The organism is Nocardia sp. PLKS1-43, assembly GCF_059510335.1.
The window spans coordinates 1,555,959-1,578,162 of the sequence record NZ_JCAJZQ010000001.1 but is presented as its reverse complement, the minus strand read 5'-3'; the positions used below and the strand labels follow the sequence as shown (position 1 = coordinate 1,578,162).

Sequence of the window (22,204 nt, the reverse complement as noted above, 5' to 3'; positions counted from 1 at the left end):
AGAGTTGGTTGCCCATCCCGCTGTCCGGTACAGGTAGAAGTATCGGACTCGAGTGGAAGAGGTACAGCAGCGATGCCGATTGGTTCGGATCCCGGCGCGGAACCGGTTCCCGGTTACGCCGCGTGGCGCAAGGGTGTGGCCGGGGTGCTGGCCAAGGCGCGCAAGGTGGAGGCCGCCGAACTCGGCGACGAGCCGGAGCACCTGCTGGACGTGACCACCTACGACGGCCTGACCATCGCCCCGCTCTACACCAGGCGCGACGAGCTGCCCGAGTCGCCGCTGCCCGGTGAATTCCCGTTCGTGCGCGGGAACGACGCGACCCGCGACGTTCAGCGCGGCTGGTATGTGACCGCCCGTTTCGACGGTTCGGACGCCGCCGCGGTCAACGAGGAGATCCTGGGTGCGCTGGAGAACGGCGTCGGCGCGGTGTGGCTGGGCGTCGGGGAACGTGGCGTTCCGGTCGCCGATCTGCCGCGCGCCGTGCGCGGGTTGCTGTTCGAACTCGCTCCGCTGACACTGGACGCGGGCGCGGAGGCGAGTGCCGCGGCCGAGCAGTTGTTCGCGGTCCTCGACGGCTACGAGGCCGCTGAGCGCGCCGATATCCGGGTTTCGCTGGGTGCGAGCCCGCTGACCAGCCTGTTCAACGGCACCGCGCACACCGATCTGGAGACGGCGGTGACGCTGGCCCAGCAGGCCGTCGCACGGCCCGAGACGATCCGCGCGCTGACCGTGTGCGGTGTGGCCGTGCACAACGAGGGAGCGTCGGACGCGCAGGAGCTCGGTGCGGCCGTCGCCGCGGGTCTCGAGTACCTGCGGGCACTGACCGGTGCGGGCGTCGCGGTCGCCGACGCGCTCGGACAGCTGGTGTTCCGGTTCGCCGCCACCGACGACCAGTTCGGCACGATCGCCAAGTTCCGCGCGGCGCGCCGGCTGTGGGCCCGGGTCGCCGAGCAGCTCGGCGCGCCCGAAGCCGGTAACGCCCCGCAGTGGGCGGTGACCTCGGCCCCGATGATGACCCAGCGTGATCCGTGGGTGAACATGCTGCGCACCACCCTGGCCGCGTTCGGCGCGGGTGTCGGCGGGGCCGATCAGGTGACGGTGCTGCCCTTCGACTCGGCGCTTCCGGCCGGGGAACTCGAAGTGTCCCAGGCCTTCTCGCGGCGCATGGCTCGCAACACCCAGCTGTTGCTGCTGGAGGAATCGCATCTGGGCCACGTCCAGGACCCCGGCGCGGGATCGTGGTACGTGGAGAGCCTCACCGATGCGCTGGCCGCCAAGGCGTGGGAGTTCATGCAGGAACTCGAGGCCGCGGGCGGATACCTGGCCGCACTGGACTCGGGCCTGTTGGCCGAGCGCGTCGCGGCGACCCGCGCACAGCGCGATCGCGATGTGGCACATCGCGAGACGTCGGTCACCGGCGTCAACGAATTCCCGAATCTGGCCGAGACGCCGCTGTCCGAGGCCGCGCGGGAGCCCGCGTCGGTGGCGCGCTACGGCGCGGCGTTCGAGGCGCTGCGCAACCGTTCGGACGCGTATCTCGCCGCGCACGGCGAGCGCCCCAGGGCGGTGCTGATCCCGCTGGGGCCGGTGGCCGAACACAACGTCCGGGTCAGCTTCACCGCCAACGTGCTCGCCTCCGGCGGTATCGAGACGAGTAATCCGGGCGCCCTGGAATTGTCCGGAATCGGTGCCGCCGCAACCGAATCGGGCGCGAAGATCGCTGTCCTGTGCGGTACCGACGCGCGCTACGGCAGCGAGGCGGAAACCGCCGTGCGGCAGTTGCGTGAGGCCGGGGTGGCCACGGTGCTGCTGGCGGGACCGGAGAAGGCCGTGGCCGAACTGCCGCAGGCGCAGCGCCCGGACGGATTCCTCACCGCCCGGATGGATGCGGTCGAGGCGCTGTCCGGCCTGCTGGAGAAGCTGGGAGCCTGAAAGATGAGTGAGAACAACGTGATCGGCAGTTTCGCCGAGGTGCCGCTGACCGGCGGCGAGCCGGGCTCGGCGCAGGTCGACCAGGAGCGGGTGCGCGAATTCGTGCGCGCGTCGGCCGAAGCCAATCGGCACACCCCCGAGGAGCTGGTGTGGTCCACGCCCGAGGGTATCGACGTGCCGCCGGTTTTCACCCGCGCGGACCGCGACAGCATTGTGGCGCAAGGGTATCCGCTGGACAGCGTGCCCGGTGTCGCGCCGTTCGTGCGCGGCCCGTACCCGACGATGTACGTGAATCAGCCGTGGACCATCCGCCAGTACGCGGGCTTCTCCACCGCGGCGGACTCCAATGCGTTCTACCGCCGCAACCTGGCCGCCGGTCAGAAGGGGCTGTCGGTCGCCTTCGACCTGGCCACGCACCGCGGCTACGACTCGGACCACCCGCGCGTCACCGGTGACGTCGGCATGGCCGGTGTCGCGATCGACTCGATCCTGGACATGCGCGAGCTGTTCGACCACATCCCGCTGGATCAGGTCTCGGTGTCGATGACGATGAACGGCGCGGTACTGCCGATTCTGGCGTTGTACGTCGTGGCCGCCGAGGAGCAGGGCGTCAAGCCCGAACAACTGGCCGGAACCATTCAGAACGACATTCTGAAGGAGTTCATGGTCCGCAACACCTACATCTATCCGCCCAAGCCCTCGATGCGGATCATCTCCGACATCTTCGCCTACACCAGCGCGAAGATGCCGAAGTTCAACTCCATCTCGATCTCCGGGTACCACATCCAGGAGGCCGGGGCGACCGCCGATCTGGAATTGGCGTACACCCTCGCCGACGGCGTGGAGTACCTCGAGGCCGGCATCGCGGCCGGGATGGAGATCGACCAGTTCGCGCCCCGGCTGTCGTTCTTCTGGGCCATCGGGATGAACTTCTTCATGGAGGTCGCCAAGCTGCGTGCGGGCCGGCTGCTGTGGAGCGAACTGGTCGCGCAGTTCGAACCGAAGAACGCGAAATCCCTTTCGCTGCGCACACATTCGCAGACATCGGGGTGGTCGCTGACCGCGCAGGACGTGTTCAACAACGTCGCGCGCACCTGTGTGGAGGCGATGGCCGCGACCCAGGGGCACACCCAGTCGCTGCACACCAACGCCCTGGACGAGGCGCTGGCGCTGCCGACCGACTTCTCCGCCCGGATCGCCCGCAACACCCAGCTGCTGATCCAGCAGGAGTCGGGCACCACGCGCCCGATCGATCCGTGGGGCGGGTCCTACTACGTGGAGTGGCTGACCCATCAGCTCGCCGAGCGGGCCCGCGCCCATATCGCCGAGGTGCAGGCGCACGGCGGTATGGCACAGGCGATTTCGGAGGGCATCCCGAAGCTGCGCATCGAGGAGGCCGCCGCGCGCACGCAGGCGCGCATCGACACCGGCCAGCAGCCGGTGATCGGGGTGAACAAGTACCAGGTCGACGAGGACACCCCGATCGAGGTGCTCAAGGTCGAGAACTCCCGCGTGCGCGCCGAGCAGAACGAGAAGCTGCGCCGCCTGCGCGCCGAACGCGATCCGGCCGAGGTGGAACGTGCGCTGGCCGAATTGACCAGGGCCGCCGCCTCTTCCGAGGGCGGTATGGACAACAACCTGCTGGCGTTGGCGATCGACGCGGCGCGCGCGAAGGCGACCGTAGGGGAGATCTCCGATGCGCTGGAGAAGGTGTACGGACGCCATCAGGCCGAGATCCGCACGCTCTCGGGCGTTTATCGCGAGGAGGCCGGGAAGGTGACCAATATCAGCCGGGCCATGGCGCTGGTGGAGGAATTCGCCGCCGCCGAGGGCCGCCGCCCCCGCATCCTGGTCTGCAAGATGGGACAGGACGGGCACGACCGCGGTCAGAAGGTGATCGCCACGGCCTTCGCCGATCTGGGCATGGACGTCGATGTGGGCCCGCTGTTCCAGACCCCCGAGGAGGTGGCGCAGCAGGCCGCGGACAACGATGTGCACGTCGTCGGGGTGTCCTCGCTCGCCGCCGGTCACCTCACGCTGGTGCCGGCCCTGCGGCAGGCGCTGGCCGATGTCGGTCGTCCCGACATCATGGTGGTGGTCGGCGGAGTCATCCCGCCGGGTGATTTCGACGAGCTGTACGCCGCGGGCGCGGCCGCGATCTTCGCGCCCGGCACCGTCATCGCCGACGCCGCGGTCGATCTGCTCCGCAAGCTGGCCGCCGGACTCGGCCACGAGATCGGCACCGGCGCGGGCGAATGAACGAGCCCGCCGGGAGCGACGGTGGTCCCGAGTCCGTCGCATCGACCACGGACCACCGTCGTTCGGCCGCATCCGCAGCCGCGCCGTCGAACGGCGAGCCGCCGGGCTCGCCGGGCGAGCAGGCCGCTTCCGGCAGCGCCGAATCGCTTGCCGCCGAACAATGTCCGCGTCAGGACTGGGTTCCCGCCGGGCACCCGCGGCTGACCTCGACCTCGGGTGTGGTCAGCGCCGGAGGCCGAGCGGGCGCGGGATCGGGCGGCACGCGACGTCGCGCGATCGATGTCGATCAACTGGCCGAGGGGCTCCGGCGCGGGGAACGCAGTGCTCTGGCCCGGTCGATCACGCTCGTCGAGTCGACCCGCACCGACCACCGCGAGCTGGCGCAGCAACTGCTGCTGCAGGTGGGCTCCGAGGGGGCGGTCGGATCGAATCGCGTCGGCATCACGGGCGTACCGGGCGTGGGCAAGTCGACGTTCATCGACGCGCTGGGCATGTACCTGATCGGGCAGGGCCATCGGGTGGCGGTGCTGGCGGTCGATCCTTCCTCGACTCGCACGGGCGGGTCGATCCTCGGCGACAAGACCCGCATGGCGCGGCTGTCGACACAGCGGGACGCGTTCATCCGGCCCTCGCCCACCGCGGGCACTCTCGGCGGCGTGGCCAAGGCCACCCGGGAGACGATCGTGCTGCTCGAGGCCGCCGGATACGATGTGGTGCTGGTGGAGACCGTCGGGGTGGGACAGTCGGAGGTGACCGTCGCGAACATGGTCGACGTGTTCTGCTTCCTGACCCTGGCTCGCACCGGAGATCAGTTGCAGGGCATCAAGAAAGGCGTCCTGGAACTGGCCGATCTGGTCGCGGTCAACAAGGCCGACGGCAAGCACGAGGTCGAGGCGAAATCCGCCGCCCGCGAGCTGCAGGGCGCGATGCGCCTCATCCATCCGCGCGAATCCCTTTGGCGCCCACCCGTTCTCACCATGAGCGGACTCAACGGCACCGGCCTGGACACGTTCTGGGATACGGTCCTGAAACATCGGCAGACCCTCACCGAGGCAGGCGAGTTCGCCGAGAAACGCCGCCGCCAGCAGGTCGATTGGACTTGGACCATGGTCCGCGACCAGCTCATGCGCCGCCTCGCCGACAGCCCGGAGGTGAAGGCCATCCGCGCCGACGTCGAGGATCGCGTCCGCGACGGCTCGCTCACCCCGGCACTGGCCGCCGAGCAGATCCTGCGCGCTTTCGACGGCTGAAATCCGTTCAGCCCGAAGAGCGTTGGAGCTCGAGCGGGGCCGCGAGGGCGGCTGTGGCAATGCCGGGCATCGTCGAACGCCGCTGCCGCGGTGCCGACAGTCGAGCCGGGGAGAGCAGGATGAACTAGCTCGGCTCCGGTGGCTTCAGCCCGAAAAGCTCGGCGGCATTTTCGTAGCACGCGCCGCGCAGCCAGGCGTCGCCGAGGTCGAGGCGGTCCAACGCGTAGAGCGCGTGTGCGTAGGGGTACGGGATGTTCGGGAAATCGCTGCCGAACAGGATGCGGTCACCCAGCGCGAGCAAGCGGGTGCGTTCGTGCTCGGGGAAGGGGTCCTGCGAGTCGAAGAAGTCGGTGAAGTTCATCGTGGTGTCCAGATGAATCCGCGGATACCGCTCGGCGATATCGAGGAAATCGGTGTAGTCGGGCGCGCCCATGTGCGCGATGATCAGCCGCAAATCCGGGAAACGCCGCAGCAGCTCGGCGATCGGCCCCGGACCGGTGAACCTGCCCGGCGCGGGCCCGGACCCGCAGTGGATGAGGACCGGAATCCGGGCCGCGGACAGTACCTCCCACACCGGCGTGAGCAGCGGATCGACGGGGGAGAAATCACCGACCTGGATGTGCACCTTGAAGATTCGCGCCCCGGATTCGACTGCCTCGGTGACATACCGGCCCGCAGCCGGTTCGGGGAAGAACGTCGCGGTGTGCAGACAGTCCGGGGTGCGAGCGGCGAAATCGGCGGACCAGCCGTTGAGCCATGCCGCCATCTGCGGCTTGTGCGGATAGACCAGCGCGGTGAACGCGCGAACACCGAACTCCCGCAACGTCTTCAACCGGACCTGTTCCTCGTCGCGGTAGGCGATCGGCCACGGCCGCCCGGTGAGCGGGCCGGCCGAATCGAAGTACGCCCACACCTTGCGCAGCACCGGCTCGGGCATGAAATGCGTATGCACATCGATGATTCCGGGCAGGCCGAGCCGATGCCGGAAGTCGTGGATGTAGTTCAGGTCCTCGTCGGTGGTCATGCTCGGAACTCCACAACTTCTCGATCAGCGGGCCGGATACACCGTGCGGGCGAAATCTCCGACCCGTTCGATCAAACGGTCGAAGAAGACCGCGGGATCGGTGCCGACGACGATGTCCGCATTGGGTTTTCGCCCCCATATCCCGGCCCAGTCGGCCACGGTGGATCCCCGGGTGATCGTGCCACTCAGTTCGACGTCGACCGTGGCCGCGCGGGTGCGGGCCAGGCCGGGGTCCAGTGCCACCGCCGCGGCGAACGGATCGTGCATATGCGCGAGATAGCCCTGGCCGCAGTGGCGGTGGAATTCGAAATAGAACCGCACCGCGTCGGTCAGGAACCGGACGATGGGGTTACTCGCCTTCGATCGCGTTCCCGGCGTATCGGTTTCGGAGATCTCTTGCGCTGGAATGCTTTCCGCGCGATCGGCCAGCCGGTTGAGATGTTCCGGGAACATTTCGATGGTTTCGGTGATGTCCAGGCCGCAGACCAGCGGCCGCCGGTCGGGCGGCGCGGCGGAGAAGGCGGCGAAGACCTCCTGCCACGCCTCCGGGTCCACGTGCACATTCCACTCGTTGGTGGGTGTGGTGTTGCCCGGATGGTTGAACGCGCCGCCCATCACCACCAGCCGGCCGAGCAGTCGCGGCAATCGCGGCTCGATCCGCAACGCGAGCGCGAGATTGGTCAGCGGTCCGGTGCACAGCCCGATGATCTCCCCGGGATGCTCGCGCACCAGGTCCACCCACATCTGCGTGGCGGACCGGGTCGAGAGCCGTCGCGGCGGAAGCGGGAATTCGACATAGCCGACGCCCTGCGGGCCGTGCGTGTCCTCGGTGGTGCGCAGCGGGATCGTCAGGGGGGTGTCGGCACCGAGTGTCACCTCGATATCGGGCGCCCGGCACAGTTCCAGCAATGCCAGATTGTTCGTGGCCACCTGCGGGGCGGGAACGTTGCCGGCCGTCGAGGCGATGCCCAGGAGTTCGGCCTCCGGGCTGGCGAGCACATAGAGCAGTCCGAGGGAATCGTCGATGCCGGTGTCGACGTCCATGATGATCTTCTGCCGCACCGGGGCAATCCTATCGGTGCGGCACGGCGTGGTTGCCAGGGGTGAGCTTCCGCCGCATCGGGCGGACCCCGGTCCGGGATCCGCCTGCTCGCGGCAATCGGTCAGTACATCGGCAATTCGTAGTCCTCGGTCTTGCCGAAGAACATCTTCATCATCACCGGCCGCATCATCCGCGACATCATCACCCGATTCGCGGTCCGCCGCATGGCGGTGCCGAATCGGCTGTGCGACAACATCATATCGATGCCGCCGCCCGGCAGCTGCTTTGCCTCGTCCAGGAACGGGGTCACCGTCCGCTCGTATCGGCCCAGCGCGCCGGGCAGATCGTCGGGCGTGGCGGCGATCTCGCCCGCGAGCACGTACGCGCCCACGATCGCCATGGCGGTGCCCATGCCCGTCATCGGGGAGCCGCAGTATCCGGCGTCGCCGAGCAGGGTGACGCGTCCGGCGTTGAGCGTGGGCATATCGATGCGGGCCAGCTCGTCGAAGTAGAAGTCCTCGGCGGTGGCCATGCCGGCCAGAATGGCGGGCGCGTGCCAGCCGTCACCGGCCAGATGCCGATGAATGAGCCGATGTTGGGCATCGAGGTCGCCGCGCAGGGCGGGATCGCGATCGGTGAGCAGGGTGAGGATGGCCTTGGCGGTGTCGGGATCGCCATCGGGCCGCAGGCCCACCGCGGCGCCCGGAATCAGCTGCATGGTGAACCAGCCGGGCCGCACGTCCGGCGGTGTCGGGATCGTGAAGAAGGACATGTAGCCGCCCAGATAGGTGCTGAACCGCTCCTCGGGCCCGAAGGCGAGCCGGCGGGTGGCCGAGTGCACGCCGTCCGCGCCGATGACGAGGTCGAAGCGTTCGCTGCGGCCGGAGGCGAAGGTCACCTCGGCGCCGGAACCGTCCTGGTCCAGCGCGGTGATCCAGTCGCCGTACCGGTAGTCCAGATCCCCGCCGGCTCCGGCGAGCTCGTCCAGCAGTACCTGATTGAGGTCGCCGCGGGTGATCTCGATCTCGGCCACCGGGCCCTTGCCGTCGAAGAACTCCATCGACATGTTCGCGTAGGTGCGTCCCTGCGGGTCGACGTAGGACATGCCGAGTTCTCGGAGCTGATACTTGCCGATGCCGGGCATGAGGCCCATCCGCTCGGCGGCCGCTCGACTGGGGCCGCGCAGGTCGACGGCCTGCCCGCCGGGCCGGGGAGAAGCGGCCCGCTCGACGATGGTGACGCCGATTCCGGCTCGAAGCAGTTGCAGCGCAACGGCATTGCCGGCGATGCCGCCGCCGGAGACGAGGATGCGCGGGGTGTGGGTGGTGCCCATGATGTTCATTCCTGTCGTGTAGATCGAACGTCTGAGACAAATGTGCCACACGATTGGCACATCTGTCTAGTACAAATGTCTGAGACGTTGTAACCTGGGGATATGGGTAATCGAGAGGATCTGCTGGCAGCGGCGAAGAAGGTGATCCTGGAACGCGGGCTCGCCAAGGTCACCGCGCGGGACATCGCCGGAGCCGCCGGGGTCAGCCTGGCGGCGATCGGCTATCACTTCGGCTCGAAGGATCGGTTGATCTCCGAGGCCATCACCATCTCCGTCGGCAGCGAGATCGGCGACGGCATGGATGCGGCGATTCGCGATGCGGGACAGGGGCGCTCGCTGCCCGAATCGTTCGCGGCCACCGTGGACGGCCTGGTCGACGTGGCATTCCGGCACCGCGAGCAGTTGCTGCTGAGCCTGGAGAACGGTATGCGGATCGCCCGCTCGGCCGACTCCCAGACGTTTCTCGCCGAGGCGACGGCCGAGGCGTACACCGAACTCGCGACACTGCTGCGCGAGGTCTATCCGGATCTGTCCGGCAAGCAGGCGCGAGCGGTCGCGAAGCTGTATTTCGTGCTGTTCCAGGGCATCGCGATGCTGACGCTGCTCGGGCCGGAGGGGGAGATGCTGCTCGGTGCCGACCTCGAGGTGGCACTGTCGGCACTGCGGGGACGAGCCGCCGAGTAGTCTCTGCCGGACGGATGGCCGAGTCGAGCGGAGAGGCGGGTTCGTGGCGGGACGGATTGTCGCGGGTGACTGGTTACGTGAATTGCGGGCGGCGCCCCAGGCGCGCACGGTGCTGGTGTGCTTCCCGCCCGGCGGCGGCTCGGCCGGCGCCTATCGCGCCTTGGCGCAGCAATTACGCCCCGACACAGCGGTTTTCGCGGTGCAGTATCCCGGCCGTCAGGATCGTCTCGGCGAACCGCTGATCACCGATCTGCGGGTGCTCGCGGACCGGATCCTTCCGGAACTGGCCGTCGGCGCGCCGCGGCTGGCGCTGTTCGGGCACAGTATGGGCGCGACGGTGGCCTTCGAAACCGCGCGCCGACTGGAAAGCGCTGGGCAGCAGGTGCTCCGGCTGTTCGTCTCGGGCCGGATCGCACCGGACGCGCCCTATGCCGGTGCGATACACCGGGCCTCGGACGACGAGGTGATCGCGGAGCTGGAACGGCTGGCCAATGATCCTGCCTCCGTGGCGATGCTGCGTTCGGAGCCGAGCCTGGCCGAGTTGGTGTTGCCCGCGGTCCGTGCCGATTACCAGGCTGTCGAAACGTATCGGTACGAGCCGGGGCCGGCACTGCGGTGCGATATCTCGGCGCTGCTCGGCGATGCGGACCCGACGGTGACAGCCGAACAGGCAGGGGAGTGGAAGCGGCACACCACCGGCGGATTCGAGCTGGCCACCTTTCCGGGCCGGCATTTCTATCTCGACGAAAAGGTCTCCGCCGTAGCGGAATTCGTCAACGAACGCTCGGCTTGAGCGCGCGGTGGTGGCGGGGTAGCCAGACATATCCCGCCCAGGAGATCGTGACGGCGATCACGACCAGCACGCGCACGAGATCCAGTGCGCCCCGCGGATACAACACGCCGGTGATGTAGTGATCGATGAATCCGCTCGGCGGTAGCGAACCCTCGCCGATGTGTGCGCGCGCCCAGTTCTCCAAATGAGTCAGCGGGCAGGACAAATGGAACAACACCGTGCTGAACCCCCACCCGAACGCGGCCAGATGGGTCCAGATCGTCCACCGCCACTGCCAGGCGAGGTAGCCGCCGACCACGACATAGGCGACGAACAGGAAGTGCACCACCGCGGTGGCGTCGGCCAGCAGACGGTACATCATGTATCCAGAGTAGGCGTGGGTCACGGTCCCTCCCGCTGCGTGTGATCGTATTGATGCGTTCGCTTCCGCGGTCGTACTGCCCGGTGCAGCCGTTCGTAAAACGAGGTGCTCGGTTTGCGTCCGGATCTCGCCAGTGCGGTGAATCACCGTGCGGCAGTCCGGCTTCCGCTGAATTTCTGGTGCATGACGGTACGGATTCCAGTTTTCTGGAATATCCATACTGGAATATGCGCATCTATACATGTCTGTTCGATGTATCGAACAGAACCAACCCGGGACGCTCCGCAACAAAGCGAAGCGGTCACCAGTTGAACGGTTCGAAGTCCTTGAGGAAGCAGCCGTGCAGATCTTCGCCGTTCTCGCCGCGCACGATCGGGTCGTAGACCCGCGCGGCGCCGTCGACCAGGTCCAGCGGGGCGTGGAAGCCCTCCTCGGCCAAGCGAATCTTGGTGTAGTGCGGGCGTTCGTCGGTGATCCAGCCGGTGTCGACGGCGGTCATCAGGATGCCGTCGGCCTCGAGCATCTCCGCGGCGCTGGTGCGGGTGAGCATATTCAGCGCGGCCTTGGCCATATTGGTGTGCGGATGGCCGGGGCCCTTGTAGCCACGGCCGAAGACGCCCTCCATCGCGGAGACGTTCACGACGTATTTGCGTCGCGCCGCGGCGGCGGCCATCGCCGGACGCAGCCGGGAGATCAGGATGAACGGCGCGACGGAATTGCAGAGCTGCACCTCGAGCAATTCGGTGGCATCGACCTCCGCCACGGTCTGCACCCAGCTGTTGGTGTGCGCGAGATCGGGCACCAGGCCCCCGGCGTCGATGGCCAGACCGCGCGAAATCCGTTCGGGTGTCGCCGATCCCGCGACGAGCGCCAACTCGGTCACCTCGGTGGCGGTGAGCGCGGGGGCCAGTGCGGCGGTCAGCGCGTTGGGATGCGCCTGCATGGTCTTGCCGAAGGTGACGGTGTCGGGGAGCGCGCCGGCGGGCAGCGGATCGCTCTCGGCCTCGACCAGGGCGCCGTACGCGCCGGCCGAGCGGCGGACGGTCTGCGCGGCGTTGTTGATCAGGATGTCCAGTGGACCCTGCGCGGCGACATCCTCGGTGAGCGCGACGACCTGGGCCGGATCGCGCAGGTCGATGCCGATCACCCGCAGCCGGTGAATCCAGTCGGCGCTGTCGGGCTGGGCCTTGAACCTGCGGATGGCGTCGTTGGGGAAGCGGGTGGTGATGGTGGTGTGCGCGCCGTCGCGCAGCAGGCGCAGCGCGATGTACATGCCGATCTTGGCGCGCCCGCCGGTGAGCAGAGCGCGACGGCCGCGCAGATCGGTGCGCGCATCGCGTTTGGCGTGGCTCCGGGCGGCGCAGTCCGGGCACAGCTGGTGGTAGAAGGCGTCCACCCGGGTGTAGCGCTGTTTGCAGATGTAGCAGGGGCGCGGTTTGAGCAGCGTTCCGGCCGAGGCCCCGGAAGCGGTGGAGGTCAACGGGATTCCGGCGGTCTCGTCGTCGATCCGGTGGAGCGAGCCGGTGGCGGTGGCGTGCACGATGGCGCGGTCGTTCGCCGCGACGGCGTTCCTGGCGGCGATGCGGCGGCGGCGCTTGAGCATCTTGAACATGTGCCCGACCGCGCGTTGCACGCGCAGCGAATCGGGGTGTTCCTTGTCCAGATCGCCCACCTGGTCGAGAACTCGCAGGCAGATGGCGAGTTCCTCGGGATCGATGGCGGCCTGCGGCGCGGCGGTATCGGTCGTCGGGTCGTGATCGGCCATCGCGGTGCGGGTGGTTCCTTCGTGCGTTCGGTCTCGGGCCGGATCATTGTCGCATCAGCGCAGGTGTGCACCCGCACACGGCCGCCGTACCGGATGGGCGCCGGTTTGTTGACATAACGCCAACAGTGGTTCACGCTGGTGCCCGAGGTCGGCGGGATGCCGGCCCGAACGTGCGTCCGGCAGGTGAGAGGGCCGGATGCGCACGGTGAATCGGCTCGGCACGAGAGGTGAGACGCAGATGGCACGCGCGGCATGGAGCGACGACGAGGTCGAGGCGGTCCGGGAGCTGGCGAGGGATTTCTTCGCCAAGGAGGTCGTCCCGCACGAGGAGAAGTTCGTCGAGCAGGGCCATCCCGACCGTGAGCTGTACAACCGCGCGGGCGAGCTGGGGCTGCTGTGCGCGGCCATTCCGACCGAATACGGCGGCGGCGGAGGCACTTTCGCGCACGAGGCGGCCATCATCGAGGAGCAGTCCTTCGGCGGCGAGGGTGCGCTGGGCATGCCGGTGCACTCCTCGATCATCGCGCCCTACCTGGCGCATTTCGGCAGTGAGGAACTCAAGCGGCGAGTGCTGCCGAAGGCGGCCAGCGGCGAGATGGTGCTCTCGATCGGCATGACCGAGCCGGGCACCGGATCGGACCTGCAGGCGATCAAGACCCGCGCGGTGCGCGAGGGTGACGAGTACGTCATCACCGGGTCGAAGATCTTCATTTCCAATGGCTGGCTGTGCGACGGCATCATCCTCGCGGTCAAGACCGATCCGACCAAGGGCGCCGCGGGCGTATCGCTGATCTTCGCCGAGGTGAGCGACGATACGCCCGGTTTCAAGCGCGGCCGGATCCTGTCCAAGATCGGCGGTAAGGGCCAGGACACCGCGGAACTGTTCTTCGACGGGCTGCGCGTGCCCGCCTCGAACCTGCTCGGTGAGGCCGAGGGGCAGGGCTTCTATCAGATGATGCAGCTGCTCGCGCAGGAGCGGCTGGTCACCGCGATCATGGCGGTGGCGATGATGGAGAAGGCCGTCGAGCTGACCGTGGAGTACACCAAGGGGCGCGAGGCGTTCGGCAAGCCGTTGTTCGCGATGCAGAACACCAAGTTCGAACTCGCCGAGTGCACGACCATCGCGCGGGTGAGCCGCACCTTCCTCGACGACGCCATCAGCAAGCATCTTCGTGGCGAACTGGACATTCCCACCGCTGCGATGGCGAAATATTGGCTGACCGACCAGTTGGGTATTGTGGTGGACCGTTGTCTGCAACTCTTCGGTGGCTATGGATACATGACGGAATACCCGATCTCCCAGCTCTACACGGGCGCCCGGATCCTGCGTATCCTGGCCGGTTCGAACGAGGTGATGAAGGATCTCATTGCCCGCTCACTCTGAAACCCGCCCCGCGGCGTCCGCCGGGGCCGAGGCCCCGGCGCGGCGCCGGCTCGATCCCGACGAACGTCGCGCCCAGATTCTGGCTCGCGCGATCGAGATGTTCGGCGAACGTCCCTACGCCGCGGTGTCCACCGCGGAACTCGCGCAGCGTGCCGGGGTGGCTCGCGGCCTGATCAACCACTATTTCGGTAATAAGCGCGACCTGTATCTCGCGGTCGTGCGCCGGATGGTGACCTTGCCCAAACCGGACGACATGGTGCTGCCGAACGGCACGGCCCGGGAGCGGGTCGATGCGAGTGTGGCGTGGTTGCTGGACACCATCGGTGAGCACGGCAGTACCTGGGTGAAGGTGACCGGGCACGAGGGGATCGGCGACGATCCGGAGGTGCAGCGCATCCTGGACGACGCCGACGACGCGGCCGCGGCCCGGTTGCTGGACATGGTGGGGCTGAGCGAATCCCGGCACACGGCCGAGCTGCGGGCGCTGGTGCGCGCCTACGGCGGCATGGTGAAAACCGCTGGGCGCGAATGGATCATCCGCGGCACCCTGACCCGCGAACAGGTGCACATCCTGTTGGCGGACATGCTGTTCGCGTTGATTACCACGTCGTTCCCGAAGATCGACCGCTGATCGTTGGTCGCGCCGGTGCTCACTCCTGGGTGCGGGCCCGGCTGGGTTGCACGCGAGGCGGCTCGTTCGGCATCTTCGGGTACTGCGGCGGCCACGGTGCGTCCAGCAGGCCCGAATCCTGGTCTCGGGCAGCCATTTTCAAGAGTGGTTCGATGGACTGGGGAGTACGGTCGGCCCACGGGTCGCCGAATTCGGCGACCCGGGCCGGTACCGTCGCGATGGTGAGTTCATCGGGCGCGATGGTGTCCAGGGCGTCCCAGGAGATCGGCGTGGATACCTGCGCGCCGACCTTGGGACGTACGCACCAGGCCCCGAAAACCGTTCGGTGCGGCGCATTCTGGTTGTAGTCGATGAATACGCGGCTGCCGCGCAGCTCCTTCCACCACTGTGCGGTGATCCGGTCCGGGTGGCGGCGTTCGAGTTCGCGGGCCAGGGCCACCGAGGCGGCGCGGACCTGATAGCCGTCCCAGCGGGGTTCCAGTGCGACATAGATGTGCAGGCCGCGCGAGCCGGAGGTCTTCACTCGCGAATCGATGCCCAGCTCGGTGAACAGTTCGCGGGTGCTGATCGCCGCGGAGCGCAGGTCGGCGAATCCGATGCCGGGTGAGGGGTCCAGATCGATCCGCAGTTCGTCGGCGATGGCGAGGTCGCCGAGAACCTCGGTGACGGCCCGAGGCGTGGGGGTGTGGCCGGCGGCGGTGTCGGGCGGGCCGGCCGAGACGCGGTTGGCCCAGACGTGAAAACCCAAGCAGCCCAGGTTGACCGCCCACAGGATGTGCGCCAGATCGGCCGCGACGAGGGCGTCGCTGGTGGTGCCGTTGGGGGTGGCGACCTTGGTGGTCTGCAACCAGTCCGGGACCGAGGCGGGCACCCGCTTCTGGAACCAGGATTTGCCGCTCGCACCGTCGGGATAGCGTTCCAGCAGCACCGGCCGGTCGCCGATGGTGCGCATGATCGGTTCCTCGACGGCCTGGTAGTACCGCACCAGATCGAGTTTCGTCTCGCCGCGCTTGGTGAAGTAGACCTTGTCGGGATTGCTGATCCGCACGGTGCGCCCGGCGGCCTCGACATCGATGGACGCGCTCATCGGCGTGCCTCGGCGAAGATATCGGCGAGTTCGGCGGGCGCGACCTGCTCGAGCTGGGCATATGTGCACGACTCCGGGGTGCGGTCGTCGCGGAACCGGACCAGGCGTCCGCCGTGTCGTAATCGGCCTGCCATGACGTGTTCGTAGCGGACTTCGGCGACCAGTTCGGGGCGCAGCGCCTCCCAGGACAAATCCTTGGTCCCGGTCCAGCGGCTCACGCCGCCGGGCATCTTGCCCTCGGCCTTGGCCTGGGCGGCGGCATCGGCCCACTGTCGCCACGGGTGGTTTTCCAGCGCGTTCTCCCGGAGCGGCTGGAGTTCCTCGACCAGGGAGGCTCGGCGGGCGGCGGTGAAGCTGCTGGCCACGCCGACGTGATGCAGATTGCCCTGCTCGTCGTACAGGCCCAGCAAAAGGGAGCCGACGCCCTGACCGTCCTTGTGCCAGCGGAATCCGGCGACCACGCAGTCGGCGGTGCGCTCGTGTTTGACCTTGACCATCACCCGCTTGTCCTGCAGATATGCCAGGTCACCGGCCTTGACCACGACGCCGTCGAACCCCGCGCCCTCGAAGCGGGTGAACCAGTCCCGGGCCAGCACCGGATCGGTGGTGACCGGGGTCAGGTGTACGCGGTCGAGCGAATGGTCCACGATCGTTTCGAGGATCTTGCGACGTTCGGCGAACGGCTCGCCGGTCAGATCCCGATCGCCGAGGGCGAGCAGATCGAACGCGACGAAACTGGCCGGGGTCTCGGCGGCGAGTTTGTTCACCCGGGAGGTGGCCGGGTGCAGGCGATTCTGCAAGGTGTCGAAATCCAGGCCGTGTTCGGTGACCATGACGATCTCGCCGTCCACCACACAGCGCTGCGGCAGCGCCTGCGCGAGCAGCGTCACCAGTTCGGGGAAATACCGGGTGAGCGGGCGGTCGTTGCGGGATCCGAGTTCGATCTCATCCCCGTCGCGAAATACGATGCAGCGGAAGCCATCCCATTTGGGTTCGTAGAACAGCTCCGGATCGTCCGGCAACGCGGACGCGGATTTGGCCAGCATCGGTTTGACCGGCGGCATGAGAGGCAGATCCACACGATCCTCCTGGGTTTATGGCCTTCGCTTCGCTGCGGCTGTGTCGGCGTGGGCGCCTTGCCAGTTTCGCGAACCGGTGTCTCAACCTGGTAGACGATGCGGGCGGGGAAAAATCATCGCCCGCATCGTCGTGAAGATCGTATGCCGTGGTACCGACAGATTTCGGTAGCGGCCGTCAGCCTTCGAGCCACCCGTGCTGTTCGGCGAATGCCGCCAGTCGTTCACGGATGGTGACGATCTCACCCGCGGTCAGCGCCGGGCTCGAATCCAGCAGCAGTTCGGTGATCAGTCGTTTGTGTTCGGCGGCGGTGAGCACGCCGGCGCCGCGTTCGCGGTTGCGATGGCGTGGCACGGGCGGCTGCCCGGCGACCAGGGTCAAGTTGACCGCCTTCGGCCCCCGGTCACCCTCGGTCACCTCGAATTCGAACACTCGGCCCTGGCGCAGTTCGTCTTCGTCGAGTCCGATGTCGTTCACGTGGACGAACACATCGGGGCCACCGTCTTCCGGCCGAATGAACCCGAACCCCCGCGAACTGTCGAAGGACACCAATTTCCCGATCGACACCTGCACCCGCTCCTCATTGCCGTCACTGTGCCGTCACTCTAACCGTCCCGGTGTTCGTTGTCGGTGGATTCACCGGTGGAGGAGAGGGCTTTCTGCAGCGAATTGAACACCGTCAGACCCTGCCCGACCATGCCGTTGACCAGCTCGCCGACGCCGTCCGGACCGTTCAGCACGGTCAGGTTGGCGTTGGACAGGCCGAGAGCGGCCTGCTTCACGATCTCGGGCAGCTGTTCGATGAGCAGCTGGTCCAGGGCGATCCGGTTGTTCGAGGCCGCGGCCTCGGCCTGGATACGGGTGCGGTCGGCCTCGGCCTGCGCGAGGACGCGCACTCGTTCGGCCTCGGCCTCGGCGGGTTTGACCACCTCGGTCTGCAACTGCTGTTCGCGCAGCTGGGCTTCCTTGCGGGCGCGTTCGGCCTGCGCGGTGAGCACCTCCTGCAGGGCGATGGCCTCGGCCAGCGGACCGGCCTGGGACGCCTCTGCCTTGGCCTTGTCGATATCGCGCTGGTATTCGGCCTGCAGAATCGCGGTCTGCCGCTGGTACTCGGCCTGCTTGCGGCGCGAGGCCTGTTCGGCCTCGGCGGCGGCCTGGGACGCGGCGGCCTGGGCGATCTGCGCGTCGCGCTGAACCGCGGCGTTGTGCGGGGCGGCGAGGGCGCCGATGTAGCCGAGGTTGCCGTCGTCGATGGACTGAATCTGGAACGAGTCGACCCACAGGCCGATATTGCTCATCTCCACCTTCGAGGCCACCAGCACCTCGTCGGCGAGCTTCTGGCGTTCGCGGATGATCTCCTCGACGGTCATCGATCCGACGATCGAGCGCAGATGTCCGGAGAAGATGCGGCCGGTCAGGACGGACATCTCCCGCTCCTGCTCGGACAGGAAACGCTGCGCGGCATTGACGACCGACTGGGTGTCGTTGGCGACCTTGAACGCGATCACGGCCCGCACATCGAGCTGAATGGCCTGTTTGGTGACGCAGCGTTCCTGGATTTCGGCCTCGTACATGGCCAGCGACAGGTATCTGACCTTGCGGAAGAAGGGCATCACCCAGGCGCCGTGCCCGGTGATCACCCGGAACGGCGCGTTGTCTCTGGCCTTGCCGCCGCTGACCAGCATGGCTTCGTCCGGATCGGGCACGTGGTAGCCCAGCACTGTTGTCTCCCTTGTTATCTCGATAAATCCCCGCCCGGCCCGACGTCGAGCGGGAACCAGGGAACGACATCGACGATCCGGCCCGGGTGCACCTCGACGATCAGGACGGTCGCGAACTGATCGATGGGTTCGGTGGATCGTGCGATGTAACTCTCTGTCCCCCCTCGGATCGCTACCAGGACCTCCCCGAGCATGCCTTCGCCGCGGATCGGCGATGTGAGCGTACCGGTCAAACCCCGCACCGGGTCGGTCATCGCATCGAACTCCTTGCCGGACAACGGTGAACCGGGTGATTTCCCAGCGTACCGCCCGAGTATGGCGGATCAGAACCGAATTTTCCCCCGCTGCTCAGGGCGTCCCACTCGCGGAAAATTGGCGCTGGTCATCCGGGCGTGTCCGTGCAAGGCTGAAACGGTGACCACTCCTCCGGATAGTCAGGCCGCGCAGCCGGATCCGACCTCCGACAAGCTCGACGCGAGCGTGTTGAAGGTGGCCGGCGTCGTGGTGCTCGGCGCGATCATGTCGATCCTCGACATCACCGTCGTCACCATCGCTCTGCCCACATTCCAGAACACCTTCCACGCCAGCTACGCGATCGCCGCCTGGTCGATGACCGGCTACACGCTCGCCCTGGCCACCGTCATTCCGCTGACCGGCTGGGCGGCGGACCGATTCGGCACCAAGCGCCTGTACATGATGGCGCTGACCTTCTTCGTCCTCGGCTCGCTGCTGTGTTCCACGGCGTGGAACATCGAGTCGCTCATAACCTTTCGCGTGATCCAGGGGCTCGGCGGCGGCATGCTGATGCCGCTGGGCATGACGATCATGACGCACGCCGCCGGTCCGCAGCGGATCGGCCGGGTGATGGCGGTACTCGGCGTGCCGATGCTGCTGGGCCCGATCCTCGGGCCGATCCTGGGGGGCTGGCTGATCGATGTGCACTGGTTCGGTATGCCAGGGTGGCACTGGATCTTCCTGATCAACGTTCCGATCGGCGCGCTGGCGCTGGTCCTGTCCTTCGTGGTGTTCGCGCCCGACCGCCCCGAACCGTCCGAGACCTTCGATTTCGTGGGCATGTTGCTGGCCTCGCCGGGGCTGGCGTTGTTCCTGTTCGGGGTGTCCTCGATCCCGGAGAAGCACACCGTGCTGGCGGCGCGGGTGCTGATTCCCGCGGTGATCGGGCTGGTGCTGATGGTGGGGTTCGTGCTGCACGCATTGCGCACCGACCATCCGCTGATCGATGTGCACCTGTTCCGGAACCGGTCGTTGACCTTCGCCGTGCTGACCATGGTGTTCTTCGCGGTCGCGTTCTTCGGGGCGGGCCTGTTGCTGCCCAGTTATCTGCAGCAGGTGCGCGGCCTGACGCCGCTGCACGCCGGACTGCTGATCGCGCCGCAGGGCTTGGGCGCGATGCTGACGATGCCGATCGCCGGACGGCTGGTGGACAAGATCGGCCCCGGGCGCATCGTGATGACGGGCCTGGTCGTGATCGCCGTCGGCACCCTGTTCCTCACTCAGCTGCACGCCGATACGCCCTATCCGCTGCTGATGGGGGCGCTGTTCGTGATGGGCCTGGGAATGGGCTGCACGATGATGCCGGTGATGACCGCAGCCATCCAGACCTTGACCCACGCGCAGGTGGCCCGGGGGACGACGCTGATGAACATCGTGAACCAGACGGCCGGTTCGATCGGCACCGCGGTGATGTCGGTGGTGCTGACGAATCTGCTCAACAGCAAACCGCTGGCACAGGCGGCGATCGCCTCGCACTTCAACCCGGCTGTGGCCAAGCAGCTGCCGCCGGGGGCGCTGGGCACCGGATTCGATCAGGCCGCCGCGGCGTTCTCGCACACCTTCGTGGTGGCCGTGGTGTTGACCGTGATCACCCTGATTCCGGCGTTCTTCCTGCCCAAGACCAAACCCCCCGTACCGCAGGATGCGGCCGATGCCCCGATGATGATGGGGCACTGAGTATTCGGATCCGCGCCCGCGTCCCGGACTACCGGGGCGCGGGCGCTGTTGCGGCGCAGCGCTTTTCGGGCTCCCGCGTCGAGGTGACATGGGGAAGGCAGTCGATCGGACGCCGGGCCGGTCACGGTTGCCGGTTCCGAACCGATTGTGCCAGAAGGTTTTCCAATCCGGCGACGATGAGATCCAAACCGCGCTCGAAATAGTCGTCGGTGGCGCGTATGCGGTCCGTGGCCGCGAGTTCGGCGACCAGGGGGGTGCGTTCGGCGTCGATGCGGCTCAGCCGCGCCTGCGGGGTGTAGACCTGATCGGGGACGCCGCGCGGATACATCTCCTGCTCCTCGATGGCCGCGCCGACCGTGAAGTCGTACACGGTGCTGAAGGCGATGGCGGCGTCGTCGGCGGAGAAACCGGCATCGACCAGCACCCGTAACCGGGCCTCCTGCACCTCGTACATGGTCTTGTCGGTCAGGCGGGTGCCGGGCACCATCTTCGCGCCGTCGCGATATTTCAGCAGTGCCGCGCGCAATGTGGACGCCGATTCCCGGAGGAACGCCTGCCAGCCCCGCGTACCCCAGTTTTCGCGATCCGCGGGGACCGACTCACGCAGGACGGTGGTGGCCATATCGTCCAGCAGCGCTCGCTTGTTCTCGAAATGCCAGTACAGCGCGGGTGCCTTGACGTCCAGACGGGATGCGATCGCGCGCAGGGTGAGCTTGTCCAGGCCGACCTCGTCCAGCAGCGTCAGAGCCGTGCGCACCACGCGTTCGCGGTCGATCGGTGCGGTGCGGTCGATCGGCATCGCAGAACCTCCTCTTGTCTCCTTAACGATGTTAAGGCATGATTGCCGCAACGGAATTTAACGTTGTTAAGGAGAATGGTCATGAAGGCAGCGGTCCTGCACACGTACGGCGAGGCTCCGCGATACGAGGATTTCCCCGATCCGCGGGCGCGCGAGGACGAGCAGGTCGTCGAGGTCACCGCGGCGGCGCTGACGAATCTGGCCCGCGGGCGGGCCGCGGGCGTCCACTACAGCAGTCACGGCGAACTGCCTGCGGTCGTGGGGGTGGACGGTGTGGGGGTGCTGGCCGACGGGCGGCGAGTGTTCTTCACCGGCCCGCGCGAACCCTTCGGCTCGATGGCCGAGCGCTCACTGGCGTCTCGGCGCATCTTCGCGGTACCCGACGGGCTGGACGACCTCACCGCCGCCGCGGTGCTGAATCCCGGTGTGTCGGCATGGCTTTCCCTGGCGCACCGCGCAGAACTGCGGCCGGGGGAGCGTGTGCTGATCGTCGGCGCCACCGGTGTGACCGGCAAGCTGGCCGTGCAGGCGGCGCGGTTGCTCGGCGCGGGTGAGATCGTCGCGGTGGGCCGCAATCGCGAATCGCTGCGGCGCGTCGCGGAACTCGGTGCGCACGTCACGCTCGCACTGGATGACGATCCGGGTGCGGTGTTCGCGGAAGCGTTCGGCAACAAGGGATTCGACGTCGTCATCGACTATCTGTGGGGTCCGCCGACCGAGGCGTTGCTCGGTGTGCTGAGCCGGACGGACCTGCGTGCCGCGGCCCGGCGGACTCGTTTGGTACATGTCGGCTCGATGGCCGGCCCGTCGATCACCTTGCCCGGAAACGCCTTGCGCTCCAGCGATCTGGTGATCATGGGCACCGGGACGGGCTCGATGGATCCGGTCCGGCTGGGAGAGGGGATCGAGCGCGTCATGCGGGGTGTGGTCGAGGGTGACCTGGCCGTCGACGCGCGCGCGGTGCCGCTGGCCGAGGTCGAATCGGTGTGGAATGCCGAGGGGCGGGGAGTTCGCACGGTCTTGATCCCGTGACACCGCGCCGCACGAGCACGGAATCGAAATCCCTGTGCCCGTGCGGTTCCGGATCTGTC

Annotated in this window: 20 protein-coding genes; 9 read left to right on the top strand and 11 right to left on the bottom strand. The window is 67.5% G+C overall.

The annotated features are described in order from the left end of the window. The first annotated feature begins 72 nt into the window (after nt 1-72). The 3 genes from AC5WS7_RS07530 to meaB all read left to right on the top strand — a co-directional run bounded on the left by AC5WS7_RS07530 (nt 73) and on the right by meaB (nt 5,441). On the top strand, nt 73-1,932 hold the full coding sequence (locus tag AC5WS7_RS07530) for a methylmalonyl-CoA mutase family protein (protein ID WP_495953578.1): 1,860 nt from the start codon (nt 73-75) through the stop codon (nt 1,930-1,932). 3 nt (nt 1,933-1,935) lie between these two features. Further along, on the top strand, nt 1,936-4,191 hold the full coding sequence (gene scpA, locus AC5WS7_RS07525) for a methylmalonyl-CoA mutase (RefSeq protein ID WP_495953577.1): 2,256 nt from the start codon (nt 1,936-1,938) through the stop codon (nt 4,189-4,191). 218 nt (nt 4,192-4,409) lie between these two features. Then, the gene (meaB, locus tag AC5WS7_RS07520; protein ID WP_495953778.1) at nt 4,410-5,441 is read left to right on the top strand and encodes a methylmalonyl Co-A mutase-associated GTPase MeaB; all 1,032 of its coding nucleotides are present in this window, start codon (nt 4,410-4,412) and stop codon (nt 5,439-5,441) included. Between the two features lie 124 nt (nt 5,442-5,565). Here the strand turns inward: meaB and AC5WS7_RS07515 are convergent, their stop codons facing one another. From AC5WS7_RS07515 to AC5WS7_RS07505, 3 genes are all read right to left on the bottom strand, one after another. Beyond that, nucleotides 5,566-6,465: an amidohydrolase family protein gene (locus AC5WS7_RS07515; RefSeq protein ID WP_495953576.1), complete on the bottom strand. Its 900-nt coding sequence runs from the start codon at nt 6,463-6,465 to the stop codon at nt 5,566-5,568. A gap of 24 nt (nt 6,466-6,489) precedes the next feature. Beyond that, nucleotides 6,490-7,527 carry a nucleoside hydrolase gene (locus AC5WS7_RS07510; protein WP_495953575.1) on the bottom strand — a complete coding sequence of 346 codons (1,038 nt, stop codon included), beginning with the start codon at nt 7,525-7,527 and terminating at the stop codon, nt 6,490-6,492. A 101-nt stretch (nt 7,528-7,628) separates the two neighbouring features. After that, nucleotides 7,629-8,840 (bottom strand): FAD-dependent monooxygenase, encoded by a 1,212-nt coding sequence (locus AC5WS7_RS07505; RefSeq protein WP_495953574.1) that lies wholly within the window; start codon nt 8,838-8,840, stop codon nt 7,629-7,631. A 102-nt stretch (nt 8,841-8,942) separates the two neighbouring features. Here AC5WS7_RS07505 and AC5WS7_RS07500 point away from each other — a divergent pair, with 102 nt between their 5' ends. Then, on the top strand, nt 8,943-9,524 hold the full coding sequence (locus AC5WS7_RS07500) for a TetR/AcrR family transcriptional regulator (RefSeq protein ID WP_495953573.1): 582 nt from the start codon (nt 8,943-8,945) through the stop codon (nt 9,522-9,524). Between the two features lie 43 nt (nt 9,525-9,567). After that, nucleotides 9,568-10,317 carry a thioesterase II family protein gene (locus AC5WS7_RS07495; protein ID WP_495953572.1) on the top strand — a complete coding sequence of 250 codons (750 nt, stop codon included), beginning with the start codon at nt 9,568-9,570 and terminating at the stop codon, nt 10,315-10,317. Here AC5WS7_RS07495 and AC5WS7_RS07490 read toward each other — a convergent pair. Both AC5WS7_RS07490 and AC5WS7_RS07485 read right to left on the bottom strand, forming a co-directional pair. Further along, nucleotides 10,298-10,678, bottom strand: coding sequence for a DUF2784 domain-containing protein (locus tag AC5WS7_RS07490; protein WP_495953571.1), 381 nt, complete (start codon nt 10,676-10,678; stop codon nt 10,298-10,300). The genes AC5WS7_RS07495 and AC5WS7_RS07490 overlap by 20 nt on opposite strands. Nucleotides 10,679-10,979: 301 nt before the next feature. Then, nucleotides 10,980-12,443, bottom strand: a complete 1,464-nt coding sequence (locus AC5WS7_RS07485) for an SDR family NAD(P)-dependent oxidoreductase (protein ID WP_495953570.1) — start codon at nt 12,441-12,443, stop codon at nt 10,980-10,982. Between the two features lie 238 nt (nt 12,444-12,681). Here AC5WS7_RS07485 and AC5WS7_RS07480 point away from each other — a divergent pair, with 238 nt between their 5' ends. Both AC5WS7_RS07480 and AC5WS7_RS07475 read left to right on the top strand, forming a co-directional pair. Beyond that, a complete protein-coding gene (locus AC5WS7_RS07480; RefSeq protein WP_495953569.1) occupies nt 12,682-13,827 on the top strand; it encodes an acyl-CoA dehydrogenase family protein in 1,146 nt (381 codons plus the stop codon). After that, on the top strand, nt 13,811-14,458 hold the full coding sequence (locus tag AC5WS7_RS07475; protein ID WP_495953568.1) for a TetR/AcrR family transcriptional regulator: 648 nt from the start codon (nt 13,811-13,813) through the stop codon (nt 14,456-14,458). Before AC5WS7_RS07480 ends, AC5WS7_RS07475 begins: the two co-directional genes overlap by 17 nt. A gap of 19 nt (nt 14,459-14,477) precedes the next feature. Here the strand turns inward: AC5WS7_RS07475 and AC5WS7_RS07470 are convergent, their stop codons facing one another. The 5 genes from AC5WS7_RS07470 to AC5WS7_RS07450 all read right to left on the bottom strand — a co-directional run bounded on the left by AC5WS7_RS07470 (nt 14,478) and on the right by AC5WS7_RS07450 (nt 18,597). Beyond that, nucleotides 14,478-15,545: a DNA polymerase domain-containing protein gene (locus tag AC5WS7_RS07470; protein WP_495953567.1), complete on the bottom strand. Its 1,068-nt coding sequence runs from the start codon at nt 15,543-15,545 to the stop codon at nt 14,478-14,480. Further along, complete coding sequence (locus AC5WS7_RS07465; RefSeq protein ID WP_495953566.1) at nt 15,542-16,624, bottom strand: ATP-dependent DNA ligase; 1,083 nt, start codon at nt 16,622-16,624, stop codon at nt 15,542-15,544. Before AC5WS7_RS07465 ends, AC5WS7_RS07470 begins: the two co-directional genes overlap by 4 nt. A 175-nt stretch (nt 16,625-16,799) precedes the next feature. Then, nucleotides 16,800-17,195 carry a cold-shock protein gene (locus AC5WS7_RS07460; protein ID WP_495953565.1) on the bottom strand — a complete coding sequence of 132 codons (396 nt, stop codon included), beginning with the start codon at nt 17,193-17,195 and terminating at the stop codon, nt 16,800-16,802. A gap of 32 nt (nt 17,196-17,227) precedes the next feature. Beyond that, the gene (locus AC5WS7_RS07455) at nt 17,228-18,343 is read right to left on the bottom strand and encodes an SPFH domain-containing protein (protein ID WP_495953564.1); all 1,116 of its coding nucleotides are present in this window, start codon (nt 18,341-18,343) and stop codon (nt 17,228-17,230) included. 14 nt (nt 18,344-18,357) lie between these two features. Further along, nucleotides 18,358-18,597 carry an NfeD C-terminal domain-containing protein gene (locus tag AC5WS7_RS07450; RefSeq protein WP_495953563.1) on the bottom strand — a complete coding sequence of 80 codons (240 nt, stop codon included), beginning with the start codon at nt 18,595-18,597 and terminating at the stop codon, nt 18,358-18,360. Nucleotides 18,598-18,757: 160 nt separating this feature from the next. Here AC5WS7_RS07450 and AC5WS7_RS07445 point away from each other — a divergent pair, with 160 nt between their 5' ends. Next, entirely contained in the window at nt 18,758-20,314 is a 1,557-nt protein-coding gene (locus AC5WS7_RS07445) for a DHA2 family efflux MFS transporter permease subunit (protein WP_495953562.1), read from the top strand. 121 nt (nt 20,315-20,435) lie between these two features. Here AC5WS7_RS07445 and AC5WS7_RS07440 read toward each other — a convergent pair whose 3' ends face one another. Next, on the bottom strand, nt 20,436-21,113 hold the full coding sequence (locus AC5WS7_RS07440; protein ID WP_495953561.1) for a TetR/AcrR family transcriptional regulator C-terminal domain-containing protein: 678 nt from the start codon (nt 21,111-21,113) through the stop codon (nt 20,436-20,438). Nucleotides 21,114-21,194: 81 nt separating this feature from the next. Here AC5WS7_RS07440 and AC5WS7_RS07435 point away from each other — a divergent pair, with 81 nt between their 5' ends. Next, the gene (locus AC5WS7_RS07435; protein ID WP_495953560.1) at nt 21,195-22,145 is read left to right on the top strand and encodes a quinone oxidoreductase family protein; all 951 of its coding nucleotides are present in this window, start codon (nt 21,195-21,197) and stop codon (nt 22,143-22,145) included. Nucleotides 22,146-22,204: the final 59 nt, after the last annotated feature.

Bases quoted from the DNA above. Each gene is read 5' to 3' on its own strand.
- scpA (WP_495953577.1), top strand. From the start codon at position 1,936: ATGAGTGAGAACAACGTGATCGGCAGTTTCGCCGAGGTGCCGCTGACC.
- AC5WS7_RS07470 (WP_495953567.1), bottom strand. From the start codon at position 15,545: ATGAGCGCGTCCATCGATGTCGAGGCCGCCGGGCGCACCGTGCGGATC.
- AC5WS7_RS07480 (WP_495953569.1), top strand. From the start codon at position 12,682: ATGGCACGCGCGGCATGGAGCGACGACGAGGTCGAGGCGGTCCGGGAG.
- AC5WS7_RS07500 (WP_495953573.1), top strand. From the start codon at position 8,943: ATGGGTAATCGAGAGGATCTGCTGGCAGCGGCGAAGAAGGTGATCCTG.
- AC5WS7_RS07435 (WP_495953560.1), top strand. From the start codon at position 21,195: ATGAAGGCAGCGGTCCTGCACACGTACGGCGAGGCTCCGCGATACGAG.
- AC5WS7_RS07490 (WP_495953571.1), bottom strand. From the start codon at position 10,678: ATGATGTACCGTCTGCTGGCCGACGCCACCGCGGTGGTGCACTTCCTG.
- AC5WS7_RS07530 (WP_495953578.1), top strand. From the start codon at position 73: ATGCCGATTGGTTCGGATCCCGGCGCGGAACCGGTTCCCGGTTACGCC.
- AC5WS7_RS07450 (WP_495953563.1), bottom strand. From the start codon at position 18,597: ATGACCGACCCGGTGCGGGGTTTGACCGGTACGCTCACATCGCCGATC.
- AC5WS7_RS07440 (WP_495953561.1), bottom strand. From the start codon at position 21,113: ATGCCGATCGACCGCACCGCACCGATCGACCGCGAACGCGTGGTGCGC.
- AC5WS7_RS07485 (WP_495953570.1), bottom strand. From the start codon at position 12,443: ATGGCCGATCACGACCCGACGACCGATACCGCCGCGCCGCAGGCCGCC.
- AC5WS7_RS07505 (WP_495953574.1), bottom strand. From the start codon at position 8,840: ATGGGCACCACCCACACCCCGCGCATCCTCGTCTCCGGCGGCGGCATC.
- AC5WS7_RS07515 (WP_495953576.1), bottom strand. From the start codon at position 6,465: ATGACCACCGACGAGGACCTGAACTACATCCACGACTTCCGGCATCGG.